Origin of the sequence: Allofrancisella inopinata, from assembly GCF_012222965.1 — a bacterium.
GTDB classification, from domain to species: Bacteria; Pseudomonadota; Gammaproteobacteria; order Francisellales; family Francisellaceae; genus Francisella; species Francisella inopinata.
This window is the reverse complement of record NZ_CP038241.1, coordinates 683,617-696,673: the sequence shown is the minus strand read 5'-3', so window position 1 is coordinate 696,673 and position 13,057 is coordinate 683,617. Positions and strand designations below refer to the sequence as shown.

Sequence of the window (13,057 nt, the reverse complement as noted above, 5' to 3'; positions counted from 1 at the left end):
AAAAATTATTTCAGGAGAAGATTGAACTACTACATTTTATAAGGAGTTAGATATAAGTGAATTTACACAGTTAGATGGAGAGGCTCATACAACCCACTAACTTATACTATCCCAAACTAACCGTACTACCTTCTGCTATTAACCTACTAATGTCATTAACAAACTCATATATTGAGGAAGGTTTCTGTAAAGTATCAAAACTAGCCTCTACTCCATCTAGAGATACAATTATTTCTAAAATATTTGATTTTTGCTCATTATGGGAGTTAATATTATTTCTAAAGTTATTAAGGACTTTATTTAGATTAGTAGGGTTTATATTTTCACATTTTAATGTCAGCTTAACTTTACTAAAGTTTTCATCTATATATTGAGAAATTGGCTGGACTTTATCAACACTTAGCTTATTTCTCTCTCGCTGTATATCTCGGCTAACTTTACCTTCTACCACAACAATATCATCCACACTTATACTATCTTTAACAGATGCAAATATATCTTCACTAACCAGACAATCTACTCTGTCAAACTCATCATCAATATTGATAATATATAAAACCCTACCGGTCTTAGTCTTTCTACGAATAGCTGGGGTTATCATACTAGCAATAATTCTAACTGAATTTCCATCCATATTTGGGCGTTGTATTTTTTCAAGATCACTAAAACTTACATGATTACGCCAATGACTTTCTTCGTCAAGAATATGCCCACTAAAGTACATACCTAAGGCTTTTTTCTCATTTATTAGTAATTCCCTTAAGCTCCATTCTTCTGTGAAACATTCTTTTTCAAATTCAGAATCTGTATCACTTTCTTGTTCTGTAAAGCCAAATAGGTCATCTTGACCAGCAGCATTCATCTCGTTGACGTAACCGGCATTTTTTATAGCTTTTTCTATAGAGTTAAAAGCTGTAGCTCTGTTTTTTGAAATACCATTTATAGCACCAGCAAAACATAACGCCTCAAGAGCTTTTTTATTAACTTTACGTAAGTCCACTCTACGACATAATTCAAAAATTGAACTGAATTTACCTGCTAACTTTCGTTCCGTAAGAATACTTTTAATGGCTTCTCCACCAAGCCCTTTTATAGCTCCCAAACCAAGTAATATAGTACCTTTTGAAACAGCAATACAATCATATACACTAGTGTTTACATTAGGTGCTTGGACTGATATCCCCATGTTTTTACAATCTAGAATAAACTTCACTAGCTGATCAGTATTACCCATATCACCAGACATAAGAGCAGCCATATATTCATCGGGAAAATGTGCCTTTAACCAAGCAGTTTGATAAGCTATTAAAGCATATGCAGCAGCATGGGATTTGTTAAAACCATAACCGGCAAAAGCTTCCATCTGATCAAATATTTCATCAGCTAAACTAGACTCAATGTTATTGTATTTTTTAGCACCTTCTTTAAAAATTTTACGTTGTTGCTCCATCTCCTCTGGTTTCTTTTTACCCATTGCTCTACGTAAAAGGTCTGCTGCTCCAAGGGTATAGCCAGCTAGTTTTTGTGCCATTTGCATTACTTGCTCTTGGTAAACTGGTATACCATAAGTTTCCTTAAGGACCTCTTCAAGTAAAGGATGTAAATAAGAAATCTGCTTACGCCCATGTTTTCGGTCTATAAATGTTGGGATATTTTCCATAGGTCCTGGTCGGTATAGTGCAACTAGTGCAATAATCTCTTCAAAATTTGAAGTGCCAAGATCTTTAACTATCTGACGCATTCCCTGTGATTCAAGCTGAAATATTCCAGTAGTATTACCGGCTTGTAAAAGTTTATAGGTTTGTTTGTCATCTAAAGGAATATCAGAAATATTTAAAAAAGACTCACCAGCTTTTTTCTTAGCATTAATACTTTTAACCGTATTATTTATTATCGTTAAGTTTTTTAAACCTAGAAAGTCAAACTTGACTAAGCCAACATCTTCCACATCACCTTTATCAAACTGAGTAACAATATCTCCACCTTTGTCCTCACAGTATATTGGAGCAAATTCAGATATAACTGTTGGTGATATTACAATACCAGCAGCATGCTTACCTAAACTACGTGGTAAACCTTCAAGTTTTTGGGCTTTTTCGATTATTTCTGCAACATCCTCATCAGCCTTCATTTCCTCATACAAAGGCTCACCTTTATGAAGGATCTTTTTAAAAGTTGTTCCAGGTGTTTCTGGAATAAGTTTAGCTATCCTATCACCAAAACCAAAGCTTTGTCCCATAACTCTAACTACATCACGCACAACACCTTTAGCAGCCATTGTTCCATACGTAATAATCTGGGCTACACTTTCCTTACCATACTTTTGTTCAACATATTTGATTACTCTATCTCTACCTTGGATACAAAAATCTATATCAAAATCAGGCATTGATACTCTTTCTGGGTTCAAAAACCTTTCAAAAAGCAATCCATATGGTAAAGGATCTATGTCTGTAATCGATAAGGAATAAGCTACCAAAGATCCAGCTCCTGAACCACGTCCAGGTCCCACTGGGATGTCATTTTCTTTTGCCCAACGTATGAAATCCTCAACTATAAGAAAATACCCTGGAAAACCCATGTCACAGATAATATCAATTTCTCTCTGCAACCTTTCTTTATAAGTGTTAGTTATCTGCTCATGCTTATCTGCAGACTTAAGAGGTAATATTTTTTCTAAACGTTTTTGTAGCCCTTGATAACATATTTTTGAAAAGTATTCTCTTTGTGTTAAACCTTCTGGGATACCAACAGTAGGTAATGATGGCTTACCAAGTTCAAATGTAACGTTACAACGCTTTGCTATAGTTAAAGTATTGGTTAACAATACTGGTAAACCACCAAAGGTCTCATGCATTTCTTCTGATGACTTTAAATATTGCTCTTGGGTAAACCTAGATTTTCTAGTTTCATCTAAGATAGTTGTTTTCTCGTTAATACAAGCTCTAATTTCATGAATATCGTAATCTTCTGAATTCATAAATACTGTTAGATTAGTAGCTACAGCAAGCAAACCTTTTTCATGGGCCAATTCTAAAGCTTTTTCATTATATAAGCCTTCATTTTCATAGCCTAATTTATGGATTTCTATAAAATATTTATCTTTGCCAAAGATAGCAATATACTCTGATATAACTTCTGAAATTTTATTAGAATCTTTTGAAAGTATAGCCTTACCTAACTCACCATTTTGCCCACCGTTTAAGCAAATAGTATTTTTAAAATCCATTTGCTTAAACCATTCTTTAGGCACTAAAGGAATTGGGCCTACTCTATCAGCCTCCTGATATGCTCTAGAAACAAGGTTAACGATATTTTGATAGCCTTGATTATTTTCAGCTAATAATACTAAGTCACATATTCCAAAGTGTGTATCAATTTTTAACTCAACACCAAATATTGGTTTGATGCCAATTTTTAAGGCTTGTTTATAAAATTTAACAGCTGCAAATAAATTACATACATCAGTCAAAGCTAAAGCAACTATACCCTTTTGTTTAGCTGTTTCAAAAAGCTCATTTAGTCTAACTGTACTATCAATAACAGAAAACCCTGTATGAACCCTAAGGTGAGAAATCATTATAAATATTTTTTTATAAATAAATTTAACTATAAATGTTACTATAAAAGAATTATAAAATCATGGTAGAATTTGTCTATGAGCTTTAAATGGCCCTAAACATACAGTAAGTACCGCATATTAGCGGTTAGTAGTTACAAAAACAAATGATTAAAAAATAAAACTGTTTGAGCTAGTTTTTTAAAAATTAGCGAGTTTTTTATTTTCCATTTGTTTATAACTACGTGAGCGTAGTGCTAGGCAGTTTTGCATACTTTTTTTGCCATGAAAAAAGTATGTCGCTATAGCTTACGCAGTAAGCAGCGAAACCTATTTTATTTATAAAAAATAATTCTTTGACCTTTCAGGAGCGACGAATTAGGTTTAACTACCGAAAGCTTAGTTTATAAGATAACTTAGATCCAAGAAAGTCACTAATATGCTTTTGCTTATCTTTAAGGACAAAATTATTATATACAATCATATAAACTAAAACTTTACGAACATAGTGCCTAGTTTCACCAAATGGTATATTTTCTATCCAAATGGGAGCTGGAACTTCTTTAGTATTTAACCACTTAGCTACATTACCAGGACCAGCATTGTATGCTGCTATGCCCAAAATCATATTTTTATTAAAAAGACTATCTAAGAAATATAAATTTGCTGTACCAATTGTAATGTTATTCTCAGGAGTGAATATTTGAGTGTCAATAGTATCTAACTTATCTCCAACTAAAGATAGTTTATATTTTTTAACTATAAATTCTGCTGTTGGTATAGTTACTTGCATTAAACCTTTAGCCCCTGCTGGTGATTTTGCTTCTATATCAAAAAGTGACTCTTTTCTCATTATAGAAAGGATTAGATCTTTATCAATAGCGTACTTATCAGCATTCTCCTTAACCTTGGAAATAAAAGCCTTAGGAAATAGTAAGCCAATATTTGAGTACTGCCCAATAACTGACATATTAAATATAGCTGCATAGTACATATTCTCATTAGCTGCTAATTGGGCTAATTTTTCTATTTCATCTTTTCGGTCATTTTTTAATTTATTTCTAATAGTCCACTTCCATAAACTAGTTGAATCTGTATACTGGTCAATCTGGTACAAATCAATAGCCTGTTGTATCGTTTGCTCTTTTAATAAGTCATTAATATCTTTAATGCCTAGCTTACCATTAGGTTTATCACCATAGTTATATGGTTTACCCAACTCATCAGCAGCCAAAAATGAATAATATTCTAAAGGTTCTTTAGCTAACTGCTCAAATATTTGCTTCGCTTTCTCTTGTTGCCCTAATTTCTTATAACTATATGCTAACCAATATCTCCAAGCGTCATCTTGTTGAGATTTCTTAGGAAGCTTACTATAAGTTTTTATATAATCTTTAAAATCACTATTATACAGATCTACTCTTAATAACCATTCCCAAACAATAGTATCAAGATATCTCTTATCTACTTTAGCAAGCCACTGTTTAGCTTGTGATGATTGAGAGCGCGCGAAACTTACTGCTATTTCAGAAATACACTGATGTTTTGTTTTCTCATCTAGATAGCTTTTATTCTTTAGATTGTCCCAAACCTTAGTATAACTTTCCGGATCTTTTTTGATTAAATTTTTCGATATCTCTACAAAGATATCATTAAACTTTCTATACCTATTAAATTTTGAAATAAAGTTATCCAGCTTACTAGGATCTTTTGTCGTTTCTTTCCAAGCTGTAATGTAATTTACATAATCGTCATTACTTTTCACATAAGTGTTTAGTAACCATAACGCATCGCTAAATTTATTTGCAAAAGCTAAAGTATAAGCTTTAGTTACAATATAATCTTTAGCTTTATGATCATAGTTATCCCAATATTTTTGCATTTCATTACAACCAGATGGCATATACACCCTATCTTGCCATAGCTGAGCATATGCATTTAAAGCCTTTTCCTTATCTCCTTGCTCATACTGAGCTTGCATACTCCAACATTTTCCGGAAACACCTAGACTACCAGTATAATATTTATCAAATAACTCCCAATTATGATTTTTCGCATAATATGTTGCAAGGTCATCAGACAATTGAGATATCCAGTATGTGTCTTTATTTTCTTTATAATAACTATCTATAGTCATTTGATCAAAAGTACCTGGTTCTGAACTAATCTCTTTATATTGTAAATAAGGGTAAATGCTTGTATCTTTAAGCTTTGACTTAAGAAAATAATAAGACTTATAGTCTTTGTTGTACAGAGCCTTAATAGCTTGCTTTGAAGACTTAATTTGCTGGTCTGTTAGACTGTAGCCATATTCTAAACTTGTTATAGTTAAAAAAACGATAAAAATTTTTTTTGTCATTACTATCCTTGTTATATTCTTTGTATTAAGCTAAAAACAAAATTTGCTGATTTTTGTGCTGCCATTTTAGCAAATTCATCAAAGTTTTCTGGTGCGTCGCCATCTGCGGTATCTGATATACTCCTTAATATTAAACTTGATATACCAAGCTCATTACATACTAAATTAACACTACCACCTTCCATCTCTATGGCTTTTGCAGCAAACTCCCCCACTACAAAATCTTTCTTTACTGTATCACAAATAAACTGATCTCCAGTAGCAATTACACCCATTTTAAGATCTAACTCTAATTCTTTTGCTACTAATTGAGCTTTTTGTAACATATCTTTACAGGTGTCTATTTTTATTTCTGAAACTGGATTTTTACCATGTGGATAACCAAATGCTGTTATGTCAACATCGTGTTGTACTGTCGCTGTAGCTGCTAGCAAATCACCGACTTGTAGCTCTTGTAATCCTCCAGCTACTCCAGTAAAAAGTAAACATTCGGCTCCAAAACGCTCAATCATAATAGCTGCTGTCATAGCAGAAAATACTTTCCCTATTTTGCTATATGCGATAATCAATTCTTTATCTTGGTAATTAGCTAAGTAATATTTGTTATTTGCATATTCAACTATCTGATAATTGTCTAATTTTTCTAGTATAGGCTGGATTTCAATTTCCATTGCACCAAGTATAGCTATTTTTCTCACTGTTTTTCCTCAATCTCAACTTTAGTGATTTTTCTAAACCCCTGTGGTAAAAGCACTCCACCACCTGATGGCTTATCTGTAATATAAGCGTCTATATTTTTATTATCTATGCGTATAAACCTTTTACCCGCATTTAAAATAATTTCTTGGCTTGCTGGGTTAAAAAGCTCTAAATATTTTATTTTATCTTTTTTATCAAGCTTAATTATAGACTTGCCTTTACCTTTTTTTAGCTCAGCAAAAGTTGAAAAGTCTCGAATTACAGCCCTACCTTGGGCACTTATAATTAAAGCTTTTGAACTACTGTCGAAAGCAACGAATTTTACCACATCATCAGCATCAAAAATGTTTTTCCCTGTGACTTTATTTGCTACAAGATCATCACTAGGTATTACAAAGCCTTTACCACTACTATTTGCTAATAAAAAATGTGAAGCTGTATTTACAAATGCAATACCTATAATTTCATCTGCTTTATCTAAAGGGATGTAAGTTGTAATATGCTCACCATATCCCCTTGCTGAAGGCAATTTATCTATATACATAGAATACGATTTACCTAGTTTAGATAAAAAGATGATTTTTATATTACTATGTCCTGATGTTGTTAGATAATGGCTATCTTCCGGCTTATAGCTAAGCCCTGTAGGATCTATATTATCACCCTTAGCACACCTTACCCAACCTGCTTTAGAGAGTAAAACTGTAACCTTTTCATTAGGGATTAAATCTTTTTCTTCTAAGGCTTGAGCTTTCTCAGCTTCTATAATTTTTGAACGTCTTTGATCGCCAAAATCAGCTAGTATCTGCTTAAACTCTTTTTTCATAAGGTTTTTAAATTTAGTTTCACTATTTAAATAACCCTCTAAAAGCTCCTTCTCTTTATCTAGCTCCTTTTGTTCTTTTTTAATTTCTATTTCTTCAATTTTTGCTAACTTCCGTAGTCTGATATTAAGTATTGCTTCAGCTTGAATCTCTGAAAGGGCAAATCTATTTTGTAACTCTATACTTGGATCATCATAATTTCTGATAATATTGATTACTTCATCTATATTTAAAAAAGCTATTAGCAAACCTTCTAAAATGTGTAAACGAGCTAATACTTTATCTAAGCTTGTAGTTAACCTTCTTCTTAAAGTTTGCTTTCTATATTCAAGCCATTCTTGCAATATGTCGAGTAAATTTTTAACCCTTGGGCGATTATCAAGTCCTATCATATTCATATTTACACGAAAACTTTTTTCAAGATCTGTTGTTGCTAATAGATGTCCCATTAGCTTTTTAATGTTCTTTTTTGTGGTATTGGAGTATAAAACTATTTTTACAGGCTCTTTATCATCAGACTCATCTTGAATATTTTTAATCCATGTTATCTTTTGCTGTTTTAGTTGGTTAGCTATTTGCTCCATAACAGCTGCACTTGAAACTTGATGAGGTAATTTTGTGATAATAACATTACCATCGTTATCAATGTCATACACCGCTTGCTGTCTAATTGATCCTGTACCAGATTTATAAACTTCTGATATCTCCTGTTTGGTACTTATAATATTAGCTCCAGCTGGATAGTCTGGTGCTTCAATTATCTCTAAAATATCATCTATACTGGCTTTTGGATTAGATAAAATATGTAAACAAGCATTTATAACTTGTGTTATGTTATGAGGTGGAATATACGTCGACATACCAACAGCAATCCCCATAGCTCCATTTAATAATATATTGGGGACTTGTGCTGGTAAAAGCTTTGGTTCATCTAAAGTACCGTCAAAATTTTTAACCCAATCAACGGTACCTTTTTTTAACTCATCCAAAAGAAGAACTGCGTACTTTGAAAGCCGAGATTCTGTATAGCGCATTGCTGCAAATGATTTCGGATCATCAATAGAGCCCCAATTTCCCTGACCATCTATAAACGGATATCTATAAGAAAAATCTTGAGCCATCAAAACCATAGCTTCATAACACGCGCTATCGCCATGTGGATGGTATTTACCTAATACATCACCCACTGTGCGAGCAGATTTTTTGTATTTAGAAAGGTAACTTAACCCAATTTCACTCATTGCATATATGATACGCCTTTGCACAGGCTTTAAACCATCTGAGATATGTGGTAATGCTCTATCTAAAATCACATACATCGAGTAGTTTAAATAGGCTTGTTCTGAAAACTCACCTACTGATTGCCGATTCTCTAAACTTGAAAATAAATCCATCTAATAAATCAAATGACTGACTTTTAGTAGATTATATATTAACTATCTAGAGTATGCTAGTTTGACCTGTTTCTAAAGAATACTCTGTTTTCTATGGTATTCTATAGTCTCAAGCTCCTTTGAAAACACAAACTTGTTTCTTCTAAGAAAATCAAGTGTTTTAAATATATCGGTAAATTCGGATAATACCCAAGCTTGAATATTATAGTCATAAACTGTTTTTGCTTTTAGATACCTACTAACACCTGCTCGGCATTCTTGAGTTAGAAAATCAGTAGCTGGAAACTTTATAACAATATGACCTCTTTTATCATACACAGCTACTTTTGAATATGCTCCTAAACTAACAAGCTGCTCCTTTAATCCTTTAAAATCTTCCCAAGCTAAAAGAGTTTTCTCGAAATTGTCCTTCTCTAAGTATTTAATAGCTGTCGAGTTATAATTTTGTTTTAATTCGTAGGTTTGGTCTTTTAGCTCATTATACTTAGTTAGCAACTCATTATATCTCTTATTTAGAGTTAAATTTGAAATTTCTAAGCTATCATTTTTATTTGAGAGCTCTGCTTGCTTTTCTCTATTTTTTTTAGTTTTAGTAGCAACCTCATTGTCAATATATTTGACAAGTTTACTACGCAAAGATATAGCACAATCTTTCTTATCAATGTCGAATTCTTTTAAAGTTTCTTCTATCAACAGCAACAGACTATCTTTTGGCTCCTCTTTTTTTACATCTTCTTGCAACTGAGCTAATTCTAAAGCTTTAGGGTAATTTTCTTTATATAAAGTAACTTTATCTACCAAATCAATTATTGAAATAGCTCCACCTATAAGTTTTCTAACCTTATTAACTGTTATCTCTTCATTTTGTGATTTTAAAAGGTCACATTTTTGATTTACTAGACTCTGTGTTACTTTTTGGACCATATTAAACTTTTTCTTCTTCTCTTAAAGTTAATACTTCACAACCATCTTTAGTAACCAATATAGTATGCTCCCATTGAGCAGATAAAGATCTATCTTTTGTCACCGCTGTCCAACCATCTTTTAATACAGATACTGCCCTTTTACCTATATTGATCATTGGCTCGATAGTAAATATCATACCCTCTTGAAATTTTGCTCCTGTTCCCATTTTACCATGATGCATTACATGTGGTGGCTCATGAAACTCTTTACCAATACCATGACCACAAAAAGTATCTACAATAGAGTAACCAAATTTTTTAGCATGACTTTCTATAACAGCCCCGATATCTCCAAAATGGTTACCTGGCTTAACAACCTCAATCCCTTTCCATAAACATTGGTGAGTTACTTCCACAAGCTTTTTAGCCATAACAGAAGCCTCCCCTATTATAAACATCTTACTTGTATCTCCATGAAAGCCTTCTTTTTTTACAGTTACATCTATATTTACAATATCACCTTTTTTAAGCTTTTTATCACAAGGGATACCATGACAAACAACATGGTTTATAGAGGTGCAAATAGACTTTGGAAAACCATGGTAATTAAGAGGCGCTGGATAAGCTTGCTGTTCATTTACTATATAATCATGACAGATTTTATCTAGTTCTGCTGTGGTTACTCCTTCTTTAACATATGGAGTTATCATTTCTAAAACTTCAGCTGCTAATTTACCAGCCACACGCATTTTTGCTATTTCTTCAGGCGTTTTTATAATTATTTCACTCATGACTTATTAAATTTCTAAAAATCTGGTTATACATTATAAACTATTGACTTATAAATATATAGCATCGCCTAAGATGGTGATAAAATTACGTATAACGGAAAACTAAGTGTAAACAAGTAAATATGTCTATTAAAAAAGCTCAAGAAAGCGTTTCTAACCTTTTTAGTGATATTACCCACCCACGTCTTGCTAGTTTTATTGCTCTAACAGAAGAAGTAGGTGAACTAGCTAACGAAATAATGAAAAAAGAAATTTATGAAGAAACTAACGATTTTACAAAAATTAAAGATGAAATAACGGATGTGTTTGTCAGCTTATTAGAAGTTGCTAATTTATATAACATCGACCTTGAAACAGCTTTTAATGAAAAAATAGAAAACCTAAAACCACGTATAAAAGAGTGGAATAAAGCAAAAAATATTCTAAGCAAAAAAAGAGAAAAGCTCGACTAATCTAGGGCTAATCTATAATAGCTTAGTCTAGAACCTAACATTTTACATGTAATTAATACTTACACAGTTATTAACACAAGTTATACAACTTGATTCCAAAACTTTATTCTGCAATGTATTTCTCATACTCACTTGGTTTAAAAAGTTGATCAATTTCTTTAGAGTCGCTAAACTCTAATTCAAATATCCACCCTTCATCATAACAAGAGTTATTTACTAATTTAGGGTTATCAACTAGTTTTTCATTGATTTTCACCACTTTGCCTGATAATGGAGAGTAGATATCCGAAGCTGTCTTAACAGATTCAATAACGCAAATTTCCTCATCTTTACCGTAATGTTGACCAAATTTAGGCAAGTCAACATAAACTATCTCTCCAAACTCATTTTGTGAATAATCATCTATGCCTACCCTAGCGATATTATTTTTTATTTGAATCCACTCATTTGTTTGCGTATACAAATAGTTTTTATTTATTTCAGGCATATATCCCTCACTTTTGAATTTACAACTTATGTCATCTGTGTTCTGGACTATAGATAATAACACAAAAATCCTTTAAAATTAATTTTGAGACACACCTAAAACACATATTTTAAAATGGATAAATTAACCAACAAAAATATAATAATAGCTGCTGGAGGCACTGGGGGACATATTTACCCTGCTATGGCTGTTGCTGAGCTTCTTCGTGAAAATAGGGGTAATGTAACTTGGGTGGGTGCACCTAACAGTATGGAAGCAAAGCTAGTAGCAAACACTTTTAACATACAATATATTAAAACATCTGGAATTAGAGGAAAAAGCTTTGTAAAAAAATTATTATTCCCTATAAAATTAGCTACTAGTACATTAAAAGCTTACAAAATCCTAAAACAAACCAAAGCAGATTTAGTTATAGGGTTTGGTGGATATGTTTCTGGACCTGTGTGTTTAGCAGCAAAACTAAAAAAGGTTCCTATAATCATACATGAACAGAATGCTAAAATTGGACTTACAAATAGAGTTTTAGCGAAATTAGCTAACAAAATATGTCTAGCGTTTGAGATTGATAATATAAAAAACTACTTTAACCCTCAACAACTAGCGAAAACAAAAATCGTTGGTAACCCAGTAAGAAAAGATATTCTAAACCTTAACAACCTAGAAAAAAACTTCTCTCATCCAGAACTAAGGATTTTAGTACTAGGTGGTAGTCAAGGTGCAAAAGCTATAAATGATATTATACCCAAGCTAATATTAAAATCTAAAAAACACGGTATAGATATTAAAGTTTGGCATCAAACAGGAGCTTTGCTCTTTGAGCAAACACAAGCTAGCTATGCTGATATCCCCCAAGAAAACATCAAAGAAATTTCTGCTTTTATATTTGATATGGCAGCAGCATATAAATGGGCAGATTTAGTGATTTGTCGAGCTGGTGCTCTTACAGTATCTGAATGTGCTATTGCCGGGTTACCAACTATATTTATACCTTTTCCGGCTGCAGTTGATGACCATCAGTTTTTTAATGCTCAAATTATTGTAAAAAATAATGCTGGTTTTTGTATTAGACAAGATCAGATGGATTTAGAAAAATTAATAAGTATAATTAAACCCTTAGTGGATGATCGCGATAAACTAATAAGCTTATCAAATAATGCAAAAAAAGCATTGATAAAGAACTCTAGTGAACAGATATTAGAATGTGTTAAAGAAGTTTTATGTTAAGTAACTATTTAAGGATTTAAAAATGAATTTTGATATGTCTAAATTAATGCAACAAGCACAAAAAATGCAGGAGCAAATGAAAAAAGCTCAACAAGAACGTGAAAATATAGAAGTAATAGGAGAAGCAGGAGCTGGATTAGTAAAAGTAATTATGACTGGTAAACATGACGTTAAATCTGTAAATATAGATCAAAGTCTTTTAAATGAAGATAAAGAAATGCTAGAAGATCTAATAGCTGCCGCTGTAAATAGTGCTGTTAAGAAAGTTGAGGTAAATTCTTCTACCGATCTACAGAGAATGGCTCAAGATGCTGGAATAAACCTACCTGATGGAATGAAATTTCCATTTTAATAAAAAATTTT

Annotated in this window: 10 protein-coding genes; 3 read left to right on the top strand and 7 right to left on the bottom strand. The window is 32.2% G+C overall.

Features of this window, described 5'->3' with window-relative positions:
* Positions 1 to 106: 106 nt before the first annotated feature.
* The 6 genes from dnaE to map form a co-directional block, all read right to left on the bottom strand.
* The gene (dnaE, locus tag E4K63_RS03220) at positions 107 to 3,580 is read right to left on the bottom strand and encodes a DNA polymerase III subunit alpha (protein WP_133941272.1); all 3,474 of its coding nucleotides are present in this window, start codon (positions 3,578 to 3,580) and stop codon (positions 107 to 109) included.
* Between the two features lie 367 nt (positions 3,581 to 3,947).
* On the bottom strand, positions 3,948 to 5,918 hold the full coding sequence (locus E4K63_RS03215) for a lytic transglycosylase domain-containing protein (protein ID WP_133941270.1): 1,971 nt from the start codon (positions 5,916 to 5,918) through the stop codon (positions 3,948 to 3,950).
* An 11-nt stretch (positions 5,919 to 5,929) separates the two neighbouring features.
* Complete coding sequence (locus E4K63_RS03210; RefSeq protein ID WP_133941268.1) at positions 5,930 to 6,616, bottom strand: 5'-methylthioadenosine/adenosylhomocysteine nucleosidase; 687 nt, start codon at positions 6,614 to 6,616, stop codon at positions 5,930 to 5,932.
* Entirely contained in the window at positions 6,613 to 8,835 is a 2,223-nt protein-coding gene (parC, locus tag E4K63_RS03205) for a DNA topoisomerase IV subunit A (protein WP_133941266.1), read from the bottom strand. The genes E4K63_RS03210 and parC overlap by 4 nt, the downstream gene beginning before the upstream one ends.
* 72 nt (positions 8,836 to 8,907) lie before the next feature.
* Positions 8,908 to 9,759, bottom strand: coding sequence for a hypothetical protein (locus E4K63_RS03200; RefSeq protein ID WP_133941264.1), 852 nt, complete (start codon positions 9,757 to 9,759; stop codon positions 8,908 to 8,910).
* 1 nt (position 9,760) lies between these two features.
* The gene (gene map / locus E4K63_RS03195) at positions 9,761 to 10,531 is read right to left on the bottom strand and encodes a type I methionyl aminopeptidase (RefSeq protein ID WP_133941262.1); all 771 of its coding nucleotides are present in this window, start codon (positions 10,529 to 10,531) and stop codon (positions 9,761 to 9,763) included.
* A 122-nt stretch (positions 10,532 to 10,653) separates the two neighbouring features.
* Here map and E4K63_RS03190 point away from each other — a divergent pair, with 122 nt between their 5' ends.
* The gene (locus E4K63_RS03190; protein WP_133941260.1) at positions 10,654 to 10,983 is read left to right on the top strand and encodes a MazG nucleotide pyrophosphohydrolase domain-containing protein; all 330 of its coding nucleotides are present in this window, start codon (positions 10,654 to 10,656) and stop codon (positions 10,981 to 10,983) included.
* 103 nt (positions 10,984 to 11,086) lie between these two features.
* On the opposite strand, the gene gcvH is transcribed toward E4K63_RS03190, so the two are convergent.
* Entirely contained in the window at positions 11,087 to 11,470 is a 384-nt protein-coding gene (gcvH, locus tag E4K63_RS03185; RefSeq protein WP_133941282.1) for a glycine cleavage system protein GcvH, read from the bottom strand.
* Positions 11,471 to 11,584: 114 nt separating this feature from the next.
* Here gcvH and murG point away from each other — a divergent pair, with 114 nt between their 5' ends.
* Complete coding sequence (gene murG, locus E4K63_RS03180; RefSeq protein ID WP_133941258.1) at positions 11,585 to 12,694, top strand: undecaprenyldiphospho-muramoylpentapeptide beta-N-acetylglucosaminyltransferase; 1,110 nt, start codon at positions 11,585 to 11,587, stop codon at positions 12,692 to 12,694.
* 22 nt (positions 12,695 to 12,716) lie between these two features.
* Positions 12,717 to 13,046 (top strand): YbaB/EbfC family nucleoid-associated protein, encoded by a 330-nt coding sequence (locus E4K63_RS03175; protein WP_133941256.1) that lies wholly within the window; start codon positions 12,717 to 12,719, stop codon positions 13,044 to 13,046.
* The last annotated feature ends 11 nt before the right edge of the window (positions 13,047 to 13,057 follow it).